We start from the raw sequence: 17,857 nt of genomic DNA, 5'->3' as shown, positions 1-17,857 counted from the left end.
AAAGCTTAGAGCTTAAGACTTCCCCTTAAAACTACCATCCGCCTTTAAAGCCCTCCGTTAAGGCATTTTGGTATTTCTCCAGATCAAATGAATACAGGTATGGAGCTTTATGGGCTCCTCCTTTGCGGGGTTGCTCGGCCCGGTTCAGAATGCCAAAACCTAATATACGGCGCTGAAAGTTGCGTCGGTCCAACTTTTTGTCCAGTATGGTTTCATATAGTTTCTGCAATTCGGGCATAGTAAACTCTCCCGGCATTAGGTTATAACCTATAGGCTGGTAATTTAGCTGAAGCCGTAGTGTATCCAGGGCGGTTTTAAATATGAGTTCGTGATCAAGCAGAAGTGCAGGCATATCGTCCAGATCACGCCAGGTACAAAGTTCAGAAAACTCATCGGCTTGTGGCACCACACCAAAAAAATCAACCAGGGCATAATAACCAATCGATAAAAAACGGTTGGCAAACCAGTTTTGCTCATCGGGTAGGGTATCTCTGTACAGGTCGTGATGGAATTTTGCGCGATCAGGATCGCCAAAAACGTGAAACTGTTGCAAAAATATTTTATCAAGACCGGTACGTTCTTTCAATATACGATTTGCGGCCATTTCAATAGGTTCTTGTTTTTGCACAAAACCACCGGGCAATAACCACTTAGTTTCATCATGGGGTTGCAGCAGTAATACCTTCATTTGCCCTTCATGAAAACCAAAAACAACGCAATCGATAGAAATATTACCGAGATAATTTTTACGTGCTTCTTCGCTATATTCAAAAAGTTGTTCTTTAGTTAACATTTGTGCTATTGTACAAATAAAGTTTGATTATTTAATTATAATAATTACAATTGTGTACTTTATACACCATTGTTTTTGTTTTATTGCAACCAATTTTTATCTGTAACTGTTTATTGAAATAAGCAATTAGTATTCGGTTACAATGGCTTTTATTTTGTTGATATTTGTTTATCCAATTCTCTTATATCTAAATTAAAAAAATGAAAAAGTGTTTTTCAGCCCGAATCACCAATAAGGTTATTCCGCTTTGTTTTGTGGCGTTGATCTCCTTTTATAAAGCATCTGCCCAAACCAAAACCGAAGATGCTAAAATGAATACTTATGTTACCGGTTTGATGAGTAAGATGACCCTTGATGAAAAAATCGGGCAGCTTAATCTGGTAACTATAGGCGCGGCAACTACAGGTTCGGTAGTAAATAAAGGTGTTGAAGAAAAGATAAAAAATGGCGCAATTGGCGGGGTGTTCGGTATATGGGGGGCCGATCAGGTAAAACAGATCCAGGACCTGGCGGTAAAAAGCACCAGGCTTCATATCCCGCTTATTTTTGGATTGGATGTAATTCACGGGCACCGTACCATTTTCCCTATTCCATTAGGGCTTTCAGCTACCTGGGATATGGGCTTGATCAAGCGTTCTGCACAAATTGCAGCCAAGGAGGCTACTGCCGAAGGTTTAAATTGGGTATATTCCCCCATGGTTGATATCGCGCGTGATCCACGCTGGGGCCGTATCTCAGAGGGCTCGGGTGAGGATCCGTGGTATGGTTCGCAGGTGGCTAAGGCTATGGTACAGGGCTACCAGGGTAGCAGCATGAAAAATGCTGATGCGGTAATGGCCTGCGTAAAACACTTTGCCTTATACGGCGGCGCCGAAGCTGGTCGTGAATACAATACTGTTGATATGAGCCGTATAAAAATGTACCAGGATTATCTGCCGCCATATAAGGCCGCGGTTGATGCAGGTGCAGGTAGTTTTATGAGCTCATTTAATACCGTTGATGGGGTGCCGGCTACCGGTAACCAATGGTTGTTAACCGATGTATTGCGTAAACAATGGGGTTTTAAAGGTTTTGTGGTATCTGATTATACCGCTGTTAATGAAATGACCGCGCATGGATTGGGCGACCTGCAAACCGTATCGGCACTGGCTCTTAAAGCCGGCCTGGATATGGATATGGTAGGCGAAGGCTTTTTAACCACGCTGAAAAAGTCACTAACCGCTGGTAAAGTAACTCAGCAGGAAATTGACCTGGCTTGCCGCCGTGTGCTGGAAGCCAAATACAAATTAGGATTATTTGACAATCCTTATAAATCAATTGATGCAAGCCGCGAAACCAAAGATGTGCTGACAACAGAAAACCGTACAGAAGCACGCAATATCACCAGGCGTTCATTTGTGCTGTTAAAAAACAGTAATCAAACTCTGCCCCTTAAAAAAACAGGTTCAATTGCCTTAGTTGGCCCGCTGGCCAATAACCAGCGAGATATGTTGGGTACCTGGGTAGTTGCCGGCGACTGGCAAAAATCAATCAGTGTAATGCAGGGTATTAAAAATGTAGTAGGTGATGGCGTTACAATTAACTATGCTAAAGGAGCCAACATCACAGAAGATAGCTTATTTATACAGCGACTGAATTTTTTTGGCCAGCAAATGGTAGCGGTTGATCCTAAGCCTGCAGATGAACTGCTGAAAGAAGCAATTGAAGCCGCTAAAAAATCAGATGTGATCGTGGCTGTGGTTGGTGAATCACAAAGTATGTCGGGCGAATCATCAAGCCGCTCGGATATCGATATTCCCGAAAGTCAAAAAAATATGCTGAAAGAACTGGCTAAGCTGGGTAAGCCGTTGGTTATTGTATTATTTAATGGCCGTCCTCTTACTTTAACCTGGGAGGATAAACACGCCAGTGCCATACTTGATGTTTGGGCTCCGGGAACCGAGGCGGGCAATGCAGTAGCCGATGTATTGTTCGGTGATTATAACCCTGCCGGGAAAATCACAGCTACCTTTCCGCGCAGCGTAGGTCAGATACCTATTTATTATAACCACAAAAACACGGGCAGACCATACACCGGCGGCCCATCGAAATTCAAATCAAATTATCTTGACATTTCAAACGACCCGCTTTATCCCTTTGGGTATGGTTTAAGCTACACCACTTTTGGATACAGCGATGTTAAACTTAGCAAAACAATACTAAAGGGTAATGAGAGCCTCACAGCAACCGTTACCGTTACTAATACAGGTAAATATGCAGGCGAAGAAGTAGTTCAGCTTTATATCAGCGACCCTGTAGCCAGCATTAGCCGGTCGGTAAAAGAATTGAAAGATTTTAAAAAGATAAGCCTGCGGCCAGGAGAACAAAAAGAAGTGTCATTTACGGTTACTCCAGATGAGCTTAAGTTTTATAACAGCCAGCTTAAATATGATTGGGAAGCGGGTAAATTCGTTATCCAGATAGGTACAAATTCCAGTGATACACACAATGCTTCAGTACAATGGAATAAGTAATGAATTAAGCATTTTAATGAACCACAAAGAGCGGAGATATTATAATATCTCCGCTCTTTGTGGTTTTATGGAATAAGGATTTTAAATGCTGATAATTGTTTTATTGACAATTATATAAAATTGTAAAAAGTTGTAAATGTTTGTATAACAGTTATATATAATTTTTTATAAATGTAATAATGACATTATTGGGGATTTTAAGGATATTTTTAACACTTAAAAATGAAATCGATTGCGTGAAAAACCAGATGGCTCAGCGCCGAAAAAAATATAGTTTTTATACTCGTCTATTAATAATTATTGTTCTTCATCAATTTTTGGAGGTATAGAATCGTTAGTAGCAACAATTTTACATTGTTATATTTTTATAGAAATAGGTATTTTGTTGATGATTTGTTAATAAAGGTATCTCAAATCATCATGTTTTACTGCTATAATGATTTACTAATAATTAATTTGCAAATCTGTATTTTTCACTTGTGTAAACAATACACTCTCATTACATTAGATGAATAGCCAATATAAATTTCTGAGGTATCAGAAATCACACTGAATCTAATATTATTATAACATTTTAGTCTTAAATAACTCAACCCACAAGGGCGAGCAAAAGTGGATGATAGCGGGGAATAAGTTTAAAATTTATTACGGGAAGATCATATGATAAAACTTTTACACTCATTATTTTTCGAATCTTTAAAATTTAGTTGTCGCTATTTTAAAAGCCACATTACTAGGTTTTCTGTTTCCGGCCAGCAATTCATCCCAGAATATTTTATAGTCCCATTATTAACTTAAAACTTCATTTATCGACTTACAATCTTAAATCAAATATATTAATCAACTAAATCTCAATCTCATGTTTAAAAGTTTACTCCTAAAAGGAAGATTCCTTGGTGTGCTGTTATGCTGCCTGGTTTCTTCGTTGGTAGTTACAGCACAAACAAAGTACAAGGGTAAGGTTATCGGCAGCGACGATAAACTACCCGTAGTAGGTGCGTCGGTACGCATCAAAGGTACTACTACAGGTTCTGTAACAGACGTTAACGGCGAATTTACGCTAAGCCTAAGCCCGGGCAATACGCTGGTAATTTCATACATCGGTTATCAAACAACCGAAGTAAAAGTGGGTACTGATGCTAATATCAGGATCACGCTGCAAGCGGGCAGCAACTCACTGAACGAAGTTGTGGTTACCGGTTACGGCTCTCAACGTAAAAAGGATATCACCGGTTCGGTAGCTATTGTTAACGTGGCCACCATGAAATCGGTGCCTGCAGGTAATACATCTTCTTTATTGCAAGGGCAGGCATCAGGTGTAACGGTTACCAACTCTGGTCAGCCGGGCGCTGCAACCTCGGTAAATATTCGTGGTGTGGGCTCAATTTTTAGCACAGCACCATTAGTTATTATTGACGGTACGCCTGGTAAATTAGATGATATCAACGTAAACGATATCGAATCTTTACAAGTGTTAAAAGATGCAGGTTCGGCATCTATCTATGGTGTACGTGGTTCAAATGGTGTAATTGTTGTTACAACAAAAAAAGGTAAATCAGGTAAGGCTACCATTACTTATGACGGTTTTTATGGTACCACCAGACCACTAAAAGATGGTTTTAAACTGGCGGATACCAAAACCTACATGGAGGCCGAGTTTGAGTCGTACAGAAATGATGGAAAAATAGGTGGTGGGCCGAAAGGCAATCCGAGCGCCCAATTTGATCCACAGGGAACAGGTACATGGACTATTCCTGACTTTATTTCTCCTGCAGGTGCCAAAATAGGTGATCCAGGTACTACGGCGGCAGATTATACCTTAAACCCTTTAACCGGCGTAGGTAACCAGGTAACTATGGCTAATAAACAAGGCACCGACTGGTTTCATGAAGTATTTAAACCTGCTCCAACCACTATACATAATATTACAGCCAGTGGAGGTAATGATAAATCAACCTATTTAATGTCTGTTGGTTATTTAAACCAACAGGGTACATTGATTGGTACATACGAAAAACGTTACTCTACAAGGATCAATACCAACTTTAACCTTGGAGATCGCGTACGTGTAGGCGAAAATGCTTATTTGTTTAACAAGAACAACCCTACAATGGGTACTGCTAACCAGAATGAAGGTAACCTGGTTTCTTATATTTATCGTGAACCACCTATAATCCCGGTTTATGATATTAAAGGTAATTATGCAGGGTCAAGATCAACCGGGTTAAGTAACTCTTCAAATCCTGTTGCTATTGCTCAGCGTAGCCTGGCCAATAGCAAGTTGAGAGGTAATAACCAAGACTGGCAAATACAGGGTAATCTTTTTGCAGAGGTAGACATAGCTAAGCATTTTACTGCCCGTACACAATTTGGCGGTACTGTTGATAACTATTATAATCGTTATTTTAACCCAACACCGTATGAAAATGCTGAAGGTAATACAGGAGCAAATTCATACCAGGAAATTTCAGGGTACCGTAGCAGCTACACCTGGACTAATACTTTAAATTATAACCAACAATTTGGCAAACATAGCTTAAAGGTATTATTAGGAGAGGAGTCGATCAATAACTATGGCCGTCAGGTACAGGCTGGCCGGGGTAATTACAATATAATCGATCCGGATTATATACAATTAAATACAGGTTCGCCTTCCGGGCAAACAAATACCAATAATTTCCTGGATTATAACGTGTTTTTCTCCAATACTATCCAATCATATTTTGCAAGGTTAGATTATGCATTTGATGATAAGTATTTGTTAAGTAGCACAATAAGACGAGATGGTTCGTCTTATTTCGCTCCGGGTTACAGATACGGAACTTTCCCTTCAGTAACTTTAGGCTGGAGAATTTCAAAAGAAGATTTCCTGAAAGGTGTTAGTTGGATAAATGATCTGAAATTACGCGGTGGTTATGGTTCATTAGGGTCACTGAGCGGAGTGGCAACGCAGCCTTATAATGCATACGATCTATATACAGCAGGGCCGGGTACACAATATTATGATATTAATGGTACAGGTAACATCGCAAATTTAGGATACTCACTTACACAAAAAGGTAATAAACAAACTACCTGGGAAACTGATAAAGAGTTAAATATTGGTATTGATGGAACAATCCTGAATAATGCGATTGATTTTTCATTTGAGTATTATAAAAAAACAACTTCAGGGTTATTATTTAGATCACAAAAACCTGCCCCTGCCGGTATTCCAAATCCTCCTTATATCAATGCTGGAAATTTAGTAAACAAAGGTTTTGATGCCAGTGTAAATTATCATGGTAATATTGACCAGCTCAAATTTACGGTTGGGCTTAATTTTAGCCATTACAGTAATTTAGTGAAGTCGCTAAATTCAGGTGTGCCTTATCTTGATGTTAATAGTGCAGGCTCAACCCGTTTGCAAAATTTTGTACGCTTGCAGCCAGGTCAACCGGTTGGGGAATTTTTTGGCTATCAGGTATTAGGATTATATCAAAGTCAGGCCGATGTTGATAATTCTCCTGGATATAGCGGTGCTAAACCTGGTTTATTCAAATTAAAAGATGTTAATGGCGATGGAAAAGTAAACCAGGATGATCGTACATTTATTGGAAATCCAAACCCTAAATTTACAGGAGGCTTAAACTTAGGCGCCAGCTATAAAGGGTTTGATTTTAGCGCCTTCTTCTACGGTGTTTACGGTAATAAAGTAGCTAACTATGTTAAATACTGGACCAGCTTCCCGGCCGTATTTGATGGTAACGTAAGTGCCAACATCTTGACTGATTCATGGCATGCGGGTGCTGATAACAGTAAAGCCACTATCCCGGTTCTAACCAGGGCCGCTAATATTGGTAACACTGGTGCGTTTAACTCATTTTATATTGAAAATGGTTCGTTCCTTAGGTTAAAATCATTACAAATTGGCTACACCCTATCTCCTGAAGCATTAAGAAAAATTGGTTTATCCAAGGTACGGGTGTTCGTATTAGGAAATAATCTTTTTACAATTACCAAGTATACTGGTTTGGATCCTGAATTACAGAATTCAGCTCTTAACAACAGTACTGCAGGTGATAACACCAGTTTTGGTATCGACTTCGGAAATTATCCGGCAAACGAAAAGAGATACAGTATAGGTGTACAGGCGACGTTTTAATGTTTAATGTTTTTAGCGAAAAGAAATTATGAAAAAAATACATTTAAAAGTCATAGTACCTCTGGTTTTAGTGGCGCTATGCTTAGCATATAGTTGTAAAAAGAATCTATTAAGTCAAACACCACAGGGGCAATTACTACCGGCCCAAATTTCAAATGCTGCGGGTGTAAACGGTATTTTAATTGGGGCTTACTCCTTATTAGATGGTGTAGGTGGTATAGGAGGTGGTTCAAACGCTTCCGGCTCAAACTGGATGTTCGGTAGTATAGCTGCAGGAGACGCCTATAAAGGTTCACAACCATCAGATGGTGGTCAGGATGCATTACCTGTAGGTAATTTTACAGCAAATACCTCCAATGTTTATGTAAGAGACAGATATACTTTACTGTTTGACGGTGTTGCCAGATCAAATGACGTGTTGCGCACTATTCCTCTGGCTAAGGATTTGGCTGCTTCTGATGCTAAAACTATAGCAGCAGAGGCTAAGTTCCTCCGTGGTTTTTATTATCTGGAATTGAGAAAAATGTATGGTCAGGTACCTTATGCGGATGAAACAACAACCGATTACAATTTGCCCAATACTGCCGAAATCTGGCCAAAAATAGAAGCCGATTTTAAAGCAGCAATGGCTGATCTGCCTGCTACTCAACCGCAAAAAGGCCGTGCGAATAGTTGGGCTGCCATGGCATATTTAGCAAAAACTTACATGTTTGAGCATAAATATGACGATGCGTTACCATTGTTTCACCAGTTGATTTCAAGCGGCGTGACAGCACGTGGTCAAAAATATGCGTTAAACCCAATTTTTCAGACAAACTTTAGTCCGGAAGGCTCGCAAAAAAACAGTGCAGAGTCAGTATTTGCTGCTCAAAACTCTGTAAATGATGGCTCAAACGGTCAAAATGGTAATGCAGGTGATGATCTGAACTTTCCATACGGTGGCCCTGGTGGTTGCTGCGGTTGGTTTAACCCTTCACAATCATTAGGTAATTCATTTAAAACCGATGCCAATGGTTTGCCTTTATTTGACACCTTTGATACAGTGGGCCAGGATGTAAGTAATGGTTCAACACCATGGACCGGGAATGTTGACCCTCGTTTAGATATCACTGTTGGCCGTCCTGGTATTCCTTTCCTTGATTGGGGCAACCCAGCTCCGGGATGGATCCGTGACCCTACAGATGGTGTGTTTAATCCGCGTAAGAATGTTTATTCACAATCTGAAAAAGGATCTAACTCAGATAATACTCCGGGTGTATGGAACAACGTACAGTTAACATCAAATAATATTAACCTGATGCGTTATTCAGACATCCTTTTAATGGCAGCCGAAGCTGAAATTGAAGCTACTACAGGCGGAAACCCGGCCACTGCATTAGATGATGTTAACCAGGTTAGAACAAGAGCTGCCAACCCAGCCGGTTGGGTTTATAAAAATTCAACTTATGCACCAGGGACATCAACCTATACGGTGAATGGTACGCCTGCTGATAAGTATAAAGTTAGCCCATATCCGGCAGGTGCTTTTGCTGATAAAGCTTATGCCCGTAAAGCCATCCGTTTTGAAAGAAAAATTGAACTGGCTATGGAAGGCATGCGTTTCTTTGATTTACAACGCTGGGATGGCACTTCTGTTGCCCTGCCTAACGGTGCAGCTACGGGCGACGGTAGCATGGCTGCCGAGATCAATGCATTTTTTACTTATGACGTGAGAATTAACTCACAATTACAGGGAGCTAAATTTACCAAAGGGGTAAATGAATACTATTTTATCCCTCAGTCGCAGATTGACTTGTCAAAATCATTAGCCGGCGGTAAAGGTGTATTGGTTCAAAATAAAGGTTATTAACTTAAACCTGTTATAAATTTATAATTGTAATTTTAGGTGGAGATATTTATCTCCACCTTTTTTATAGCCTGATCGTAAAATTTCATGAAGTACAGCGCCCCATTTTTATGTCTTTTCCTTTGTGCGTTTATGGCCTGTAAAAAGCCAACTCTATTTGAAAAAATACCCTCATCATATTCCGGGATCACCTTTAGTAATACCATAGTTGAAAACGAGAAAATAAACCCCCTCACCATGCTTAATATTTATAATGGTGGCGGCGTAGGCATAGGCGATTTTAACAACGATGGTCTCCCGGATATTTATTTTATAGGTAATGCCGTGCCTAACCGTTTATACCTCAATAAAGGTAATATGAAATTTGAGGATGTTACTGTAAAAGCAGGGGTAGGCGGCAAAGGCGGCTGGGGGCGTGGTGTTGCTGTTGTGGATATAAACAATGACGGACTGCCCGATATCTATGTATGCAATACTTTATTGGATGACTCTGTTAAAAGAACCAACCTTTTATATGTAAACCAGGGAGTTGGTACCGACGGTATACCCCGGTTTAAAGAGATGGCCAAAGAGTACGGCCTGGATATTAATATACACTCCACCATGGCCTCATTTTTTGATTATGATAATGATGGCGACCTGGATATGTATCTTACCGTTAATGAAGCCGTAGCCAGTGATAACCAGAGCACTTTCAGGCCAATTATAACAGATGGTAGTCATCGCAGTACCGGCAGGCTTTATCGCAATGATTGGAACCCGGTATTAAAGCACGGTGTATTTACCAACGTATCCAAACAGGCGGGTATCACAATTGAAGGCTATGGACATGCCGCAAGCATAGCCGATATTAATAACGATGGCTGGAAAGACATTTACGTAACCAACGATTTTTTACCCAATAACATATTATACATCAATAATCACGATGGCACCTTTACCGATAAAACGAAGGAATACTTTAAACATACTTCTTTCAGTTCGATGGGCCAGGATATTGAAGATGTAAATAATGATGGGCTGCCCGATGTGTTTGAGGTTGATATGAACCCCGAAGATAATTACCGGAAAAAGATGTTCATGCCGCCAAATAATTACCAGATATTTCAAAACTTCGACCGGTATAAATACCAGTATCAATATACACGCAATACCTTACAAATCAATCAGGGATCACGGTTAGGACAAAATGACTCTATTGGTGATCCTATTTTTAGTGAAACGGCCTTTCTTAGTGGTGTAGGACAAACAGACTGGAGCTGGGGACCCATGCTTACAGATTTTGATAACGATGGCTATCGTGATTTGGTGATAACAAATGGTTATCCACGTGATGTAACCGATCACGATTTTATTGTATTCAGGCAGCAGGCCTATTCCGTAGCATCAACCAAACAAGTACTTGATCAAATACCCATCGTTAAAATACCTAATTACGCATTTAAAAATACTAATGGCTTACAGTTTGAAGATGTAACCAAAAGCTGGGGTTTGGATCTCCCGTCATTTTCAAACGGAGCGGCCTATGCCGATCTTGATAATGACGGCACCATGGATATGATCATCAATAACATTGACGATGAGGCATTCATCTATAAAAACACCGCACGTGAAAAAGATAAAAGCAATAATCACTATTTACACATACAGTTTCATGGCGGTAGTCAAAACCTGGGTGGTATAGGAGCCAAAGCCAATATTTATTATGATCATGGTAAACAGCAGGTGTATGAAAATATACCTTACCGGGGTTATTTGTCAACCATACAAAATATCGCTCATTTTGGTTTGGGTAAGATAACCGGGCTCGATTCGGTTGTGATCAGATGGGATAATGGCAAAAAGCAGGTATTGTTAAATGTAAAAGCCGATCAAACATTGAAGGTAAACATTGCCGATGCTAAAGAGAACTATAATTATAACCATCCGGTCATCAATAAATCATCTTTGTTTAAGGAGGTAACTACATCCGCGGGTATCACCTACAAGCATCAGGATAAGGACTATGTAGATTTTAACGTCCAGAAGCTGATACCTCATAAGTTATCAGAATACACACCCGCAGTGGCAGTTGGCGATGTAGATGGCAATGGTTTTGACGATATGGTGATTGGAGGCACAACCCAATATCCGGCCCAGGTATTATTGCAGCAGGCCAATGGCAAATTTATACAGCGTGATCTGCTGCCGCGAACAATGGATGTGCCGTTAACTGTCAATTCAATCTCGGCTCATAACGACTTTTTATCGCAAAAGGTTAGGGTTAGGGATGAAGGGATCCTGCTTTTTGACGCCGATGGAGATGGTCACCCCGATTTATATATTGCCAGCGGAGGTTTTGAAAGTGAACCCGGGTCGGTAAATTACCAGGACAGGGTGTATCTGAACGATGGTAAAGGAAATTTCAAACTGCAGCCAGATGCGCTGCCAAAAAACTTCACCAGCAAATTATGTGTTAAAGCTGCTGATTTTAATAGAGATGGCAAACTTGATCTTTTTGTATCCGGTCGTGTTGATCCCTGGAACTATCCCAAACCTGTTTCAAGTTTTGTTTTACGTAACGACAGTAAAAAAGGCGCTATAAAATTTACAGATGTATCGGCAACAGTTGCCCAGGCATTAAAAAACGTTGGTTTGGTATGCGATGCCACCTTTACCGACTTTAATAATGATGGCTGGCCAGATTTGATACTTACTGGAGAATGGATGCCCGTCACTTTCTTGAAAAACGATCATGGCACTTTCAAAAATGTAACCAATAATACCGGGGTTGAAAATAAACTGGGTTGGTGGAACACCATTGCTGCCGGCGATTTTGATCATGATGGTGATATCGATTATATAGTGGGTAATACAGGCTTAAATACTTTTTATAAGGCTACGGATCAGTATCCTGTATTTATTACCGCGAAGGACTTTGATAATAACGGCAGTTACGATGCTTTTCCATCCGTTTTTCTGAAAGATCAGCAGGGAGAAATGAAAGAATTTCCGGTTAACGGGCGCGATGATATTGTAAAACAAATGATCAGCATGCGTATCCGGTATCAGAACTACAGATCTTTAGCAGTAGCGACAATGGATTCGGTGATAACCCCCGAAATGCGGAAGGGCGCTATAAGGGTAAAAGCAAATTACCTGCAGTCATGCTACTTGCGTAATGATGGTAATGGTAAGTTTACGCTTATACCGTTACCACTGGAAGCCCAAATGTCTGAACTATGTGGTATTACGGTTGATGATTTTGATGGTGATAGTAACCTGGATGTGGCCATCAGCGGTAATGATTTTGGCACAGAGGTTACCACCGGCCGTTATGATGCCTTTAATGGTTTGATACTCAAAGGTGATGGCAAAGGCGGCTTTAAACCGCTTACATTACAGCAAAGCGGTCTTTACATACCAGGTAATGGCAAAGCATTGGTAAAGCTAAAAGGGGCAAGGGGTAATTATTTGCTGGCCGCCACCCAAAACCGTGATGTGATGAAACTATTTGAATTAAAACGACCGGTTAAAACGGTTACCCTGCAGCCATTGGATATGTATGCGGTTATTAAATACAAAAATGGCAAAATGAGCAGGCTGGAGTTTTACAACGGTAGTTCTTTCTTGTCGCAGTCTGGCAGATTTTTTAATATTGAGAACAATATGGCATCGGTGACTATAACAGATAGCAATGGCCACCAAAGAAACATACAGCTTAATTAACCATACATGAAGTGCTTTAAAATAGTTACAGTCTTAGCCGGTATTTTTTTACTTTTTAGTTGCAGCGATAAAAAGAAAGCCGCGTTAATGAAAGATGCCGATGTAATACATCAAAACGTTGACCAGTTAACGCAAATAATCATATATGATGTATTTACCCCACCGGTAGCCAGTCGTATTTATGGTTATACTACGCTTGCAGCTTATGAAGCTGTACGTTATGAAAACCCCGATTATAACTCAATTACCGCGCAACTTAGAGGTTTTGGTGAACCACCTAAGCCACAAAAGAATAAAAAGTACAATTTTACCCTGGCCGCTACAAAGGCATTTTTTACGGTAGCACATAAGGTTACCTTTTCTGTTGATACACTGAAAAAGTATGAGAATAAGGTATTTACCAGTTACAAAGACAACCTTGACGATTCCACTTATGCGCGTTCTATAGCATTTGGCGAGCAAATTGGTAAATACATATTAAAGCGGGCCTCTGTTGACAATTACCCCCAAACACGCGGCAAACCACGTTTTTTAGGCAACGATAACCCTGGCCAATGGCACCCAACTCCTCCAGACTACCTGGATGGGGTAGAGTTTTGCTGGGGCACCATGCACACTTTTGCGGTGGATACCTCAACCAATTTCCCGCTGCCGCCTCCACCACCATTTAGCGAGGACAAAAACAGCGCCTATTTTAAACAGAATGTAGAGGTATATCAGCAAAGTAAAAATCTGACCAAAGAACAGATCGATATAGCCAAGTTTTGGGACGATAATCCCTTCGTAATTCAGCATAGCGGGCATGTGATGTTTGCCAATAAAAAAATTACACCCGGGGGCCACTGGATAGGCATTACCGCTATTGCCTGTAAACAAACACATGCCGATGTAGTGAAAACAGCACAGGCCTATGCTTTAACGTCCATAGCGCTTTTTGACGCGTTTATATGTGGCTGGCAGGTGAAATATGATCTTAACTATATCAGACCGGTAACTGTTATTAACGATAAAATCGATCCTAATTGGTTACCCATGCTGCAAACGCCTCCGTTCCCTGAATTCCCAAGTGGGCATAGCGATATCAGTGGTGCATCGGCAGTGATATTAACCCACATTTTTGGCGATAACTTCGCTTACCAGGATACCAGCGACTTGCGATATATTGGTATGCAGCGCCATTTTGATTCGTTTTTAAAAGCTTCTGACGAAACTTCAATCAGCCGTTTTTATGGAGGCATACACTATCGTTACAGTGTTGACCAGGGCGCGGTGCAAGGCCGTCAGGTTGGTGAATACATCTGGAAAAAATTAAAACTTAAAAAATAGCTGGCAGACAATTCTATGAGAAAAAGCTATTGTGTAACATTTTATATGGTGTTGTTTATTGCAGTGTTGTCTGGTATAACTCTAATAAACAGCTGCAAAAATAAAACCAAACAGCCTTATCAATTAACGGGTAATGTACTGGTAGATGGGCAAAACCTGGCCCAGGCAAAATGTACAAGATGTCATGCTTTGGTACCCGCCAATGCCTTGAGCAAAGATGTTTGGGAAAGGCATGTATTGCCTTATATGGCAAGTTTTATGCATATTTCTATTTATGGGTCAACCTATTTTAAACAGAATATGACCGATACTTCCGGTGCATCCTTACAGGAATGGCTGGCCTTGGTAGCCTATTATAAAAAAGCCGCACCTGATACGGTTGTTTCTGCACCAAAGCCCACTCCATTGATCAGTGATTGGGCAGGGTTTGCGCTAAAAAAACCAGAGCCTGTAAATTATAACAGCTTTACCACCATGGTAGCGGTAAATCCTTACACGCATAAACTGTACAGCGCCGATTTTACTAACAATAAGCTACTTAGCTGGGATAATAGTTTAAAACCAGATTCGCTGGGTACATTACCGTCACCTGCGGTAAGTGTGAATTTTACAAAAGATACAGCGGGTAACAATGCCGGGTACTTTACCTGTGTCGGCCGGTTGGAGCCAGCCGATTTCCCCAACGGTAAAATTGTAAAAGTAAATCTGGATGCCAAAGAATTAAACAGCGATCAAACCTTTGTAGCGTCGGACTTACCCCGGCCCCAGCAAACCGCGTTTGCCGATTTTAATAAGGACGGGCTTACCGATATGGTAATTTGTGGGGCAGGCAAGCTGAAAGGTGGTGTATTTCTGTTGAAACAGAATGCAGATCACACTTATGATCAGGAGAAAATTTATGATAAACCTGGGGCTATTCAGGCCATTGCAGGCGATTTTAATAAAGATGGCTGGCCCGATGTTATTGTACTCATAGGTAGCGGTGATGAAGGCCTATGGCAGTTTTTAAACGATCATAACGGGGGCTTTACTAAAAGAAACCTGTTGCGTTTTCCACCTGTATATGGATCATCCGGCTTTCAGCTGGCTGATATGGATCATGATGGCAATCCAGACCTGATCTATACCTGTGGCTATAACTATCGCGACTCCCGGCGGATAAAACCCTTTCATGGCCTGTATATCTATACTAATACTGGCGACTGGAATTTTAAACAGCGCTGGTTTTATCCTATCAATGGTTGTACCAAAGCCATAGCTACGGATTTTGATGGTGACGGCGACCTGGACATTGCCACCATAGCCTTCTTCGCCGATATGAAGAATACCCCTGCCGAAGAATTTATATATTTTGAACAGGTTAAACCTTTTGATTTTAAACCACATGCCATTCCGGTAAGCCAGTACGGTCATTGGATGTGTATGGAAGTAGCCGATCAGAATAACGACGGAAAGCCTGACATTATATTGGGCAATTATTCGAGCGGATTTTTATTTATACCAGGATTTAAACCCACATGGGATAAAAAGTTACCTTTGATAGTGCTCGAAAATCACACCAAAAAATAAGTATAAAAGCTGCACCCTGCTTATGTTTGCCAAAATGGAAATGTGTACATGACTAAAAACTACAGGATGCCGGTAAACAGATTGTGTTTACTGCCAACTATAATGCTATGCCTAACGCTGCTAACCAACGGCTGTTCGAACAATAACAATACCACCACCCAAGGTAATAACGAATACTTAGCCAAAGGGAAAAAGCTGGCCGCAACGCATTGCGCAAGTTGCCACCAGCTCCCTGATCCCTCATTATTGGATAGTACAACCTGGGAAACAGGCATTATGCCCGCCATGGCCCCCAAATTTGGTTTCAAAAGCTTTATGGGTAACTACCTGGTATCGGCAAATACCAGTATATCCAAGGAAGATTGGTATAAGATACTGGCGTATTATAAAAATACATCGCCCAAAAAACTGGTCATACCCAAGCCTAATGCAGTAAAGGATTGGGCCATATTTAGCCTCAGGCAATCCCAGAACGTAGATCGCAAAGGATTGCAGGCGATGACAACCATGGTTGCTTATAATCCCAATGATGATTTCATTTACACAGGCGGTGCAGGCAATAACCTGTACAAATGGAACAGCAATCTGCAACCTACCTTGGTCAGAAGGTTTCAATCGCCGGTTACGGATATCAATTTTTTTAAATCAAAGAACCAACCCAACGGGGCTGTTATTACCTGCATTGGTATACTGCCGCCTAATGATGCCCTGAAAGGAAAGCTGATCAATATCAACCTTGACAAGCCTGCCAAAAACGACTCAACCCTAATTACCGATAGTTTACCCAGGCCTGTAAAAAGTGCTTATGCTGATTTTAACCGGGATGGACTTACCGACTATGTATCCTGCGGTTTCGGGCGCGATCGTGGCGGTTTGTATGTGATGCAACAACAGACCGGGGGCAAATTCAGCAAAAAAATATTGCGAGCATTACCCGGCGCTACACAGGTTTTTACCGGCGATTTTAACCATGATGGTTGGTCCGATATCGCCTGCCTGTTTGCCCAGGCCGACGAAGGGATCTGGATGTTCCTGAATGATAAAAAAGGTGGTTTTACCAGTCAGAATTTACTGCGTTTCCCCTCAGTATATGGCTCCAGTAGTTTTCAGCTCATTGATATAAATCATGATGGCCTGCTGGATATTGTATATACTTGTGGCGATAACAACGATTTTTCGCCGGTATTTAAACCTTACCATGGCGTGTATATTTTTACCAACCAGGGTAACTGGAAATTTAAGCAAACCTATTTTTACCATATCAATGGCTGCTCAAGGGCCATTGCCACTGATTTTGACCATGATGGCGACCTCGACATTGCGGTGATCGCTTTTTTTCCTGATTTTAAGTACCATCCCGAAGAAGGTTTTACCTATCATGAGCAAACCAACCCAGGAAAATTTAAGGTTCATGCCTTACCCATTAGCCAATATGGCCGCTGGATAGCCATGGATGTAAATGATATCGACCATGATGGTTACCCGGATATCATCCTGGGAAATTTTTCATTTGGGGCGAAGGGACTGATGGTACAAAAAGATGTGGAACCCAGTTGGGACCTTTACCAGCCTTTCATCGTGCTGCACAATAATGCCGGAACCAGTATGATGCCAAAGTATAAGTAAAAAACTTTTTAAACCTTAAATTTTAACAACTTTCTGTCCAAAAATGGGTTGAAAACATTCGAAAATTTATTTGAAACCATCGATTTTAACACTTTTTAACAAATTTTGATCCCGCTTTGAAGCGTTTTTAAAACTTTAAAAAGTATTAATTTATTGATTATCAAATAAAAGGGAAAAATGGTAGGTTTTGGCCTTGTTTTCTCTTAGCACAACGGCCCGGTTTGCTCTTTTTATGAGCAAACCGGGCCGTTGTATTAATATAAAAGTACGAAAATTTATGGTCAAAAGCAAATGGGGATAGTACCCAAACCGGCGTATTGCCATCACCAATA

8 protein-coding genes are annotated in these 17,857 nt (G+C 40.8%); 7 read left to right on the top strand and 1 reads right to left on the bottom strand.

Annotated features, from left to right (window positions below; all coding sequences use genetic code 11):
- Positions 1-31: 31 nt before the first annotated feature.
- The gene (locus AB6735_RS24080; protein ID WP_370998687.1) at positions 32-793 is read right to left on the bottom strand and encodes an NUDIX domain-containing protein; all 762 of its coding nucleotides are present in this window, start codon (positions 791-793) and stop codon (positions 32-34) included.
- 200 nt (positions 794-993) lie between these two features.
- Here AB6735_RS24080 and bglX point away from each other — a divergent pair, with 200 nt between their 5' ends.
- The 7 genes from bglX to AB6735_RS24045 all read left to right on the top strand — a co-directional run bounded on the left by bglX (position 994) and on the right by AB6735_RS24045 (position 17,525).
- On the top strand, positions 994-3,306 hold the full coding sequence (bglX, locus tag AB6735_RS24075; protein ID WP_370998686.1) for a beta-glucosidase BglX: 2,313 nt from the start codon (positions 994-996) through the stop codon (positions 3,304-3,306).
- An 859-nt stretch (positions 3,307-4,165) separates the two neighbouring features.
- Positions 4,166-7,450: a SusC/RagA family TonB-linked outer membrane protein gene (locus tag AB6735_RS24070; protein ID WP_370998685.1), complete on the top strand. Its 3,285-nt coding sequence runs from the start codon at positions 4,166-4,168 to the stop codon at positions 7,448-7,450.
- A 28-nt stretch (positions 7,451-7,478) separates the two neighbouring features.
- Positions 7,479-9,299, top strand: a complete 1,821-nt coding sequence (locus AB6735_RS24065; protein WP_370998684.1) for a RagB/SusD family nutrient uptake outer membrane protein — start codon at positions 7,479-7,481, stop codon at positions 9,297-9,299.
- Between the two features lie 84 nt (positions 9,300-9,383).
- Complete coding sequence (locus AB6735_RS24060; RefSeq protein WP_370998683.1) at positions 9,384-13,004, top strand: VCBS repeat-containing protein; 3,621 nt, start codon at positions 9,384-9,386, stop codon at positions 13,002-13,004.
- Between the two features lie 6 nt (positions 13,005-13,010).
- Positions 13,011-14,330, top strand: coding sequence for a vanadium-dependent haloperoxidase (locus AB6735_RS24055; RefSeq protein ID WP_370998682.1), 1,320 nt, complete (start codon positions 13,011-13,013; stop codon positions 14,328-14,330).
- Positions 14,331-14,345: 15 nt separating this feature from the next.
- On the top strand, positions 14,346-15,899 hold the full coding sequence (locus AB6735_RS24050) for an FG-GAP repeat domain-containing protein (protein WP_370998681.1): 1,554 nt from the start codon (positions 14,346-14,348) through the stop codon (positions 15,897-15,899).
- A gap of 48 nt (positions 15,900-15,947) precedes the next feature.
- A complete protein-coding gene (locus tag AB6735_RS24045) occupies positions 15,948-17,525 on the top strand; it encodes an FG-GAP-like repeat-containing protein (protein ID WP_370998680.1) in 1,578 nt (525 codons plus the stop codon).
- Positions 17,526-17,857 lie beyond the last annotated feature (332 nt).

This window comes from Mucilaginibacter sp. RCC_168 (genome assembly GCF_041355315.1).
Lineage (GTDB): Bacteria > Bacteroidota > Bacteroidia > Sphingobacteriales > Sphingobacteriaceae > Mucilaginibacter.
This window is presented reverse-complemented; position numbering and strand designations above follow the sequence as displayed.

Excerpts from the sequence above, each read along its gene's own strand:
- AB6735_RS24080 (WP_370998687.1), bottom strand. The coding sequence starts at position 793 with ATGTTAACTAAAGAACAACTTTTTGAATATAGCGAAGAAGCACGTAAA.
- bglX (WP_370998686.1), top strand. The coding sequence starts at position 994 with ATGAAAAAGTGTTTTTCAGCCCGAATCACCAATAAGGTTATTCCGCTT.
- AB6735_RS24070 (WP_370998685.1), top strand. The coding sequence starts at position 4,166 with ATGTTTAAAAGTTTACTCCTAAAAGGAAGATTCCTTGGTGTGCTGTTA.
- AB6735_RS24065 (WP_370998684.1), top strand. The coding sequence starts at position 7,479 with ATGAAAAAAATACATTTAAAAGTCATAGTACCTCTGGTTTTAGTGGCG.
- AB6735_RS24060 (WP_370998683.1), top strand. The coding sequence starts at position 9,384 with ATGAAGTACAGCGCCCCATTTTTATGTCTTTTCCTTTGTGCGTTTATG.
- AB6735_RS24055 (WP_370998682.1), top strand. The coding sequence starts at position 13,011 with ATGAAGTGCTTTAAAATAGTTACAGTCTTAGCCGGTATTTTTTTACTT.
- AB6735_RS24050 (WP_370998681.1), top strand. The coding sequence starts at position 14,346 with ATGAGAAAAAGCTATTGTGTAACATTTTATATGGTGTTGTTTATTGCA.
- AB6735_RS24045 (WP_370998680.1), top strand. The coding sequence starts at position 15,948 with ATGACTAAAAACTACAGGATGCCGGTAAACAGATTGTGTTTACTGCCA.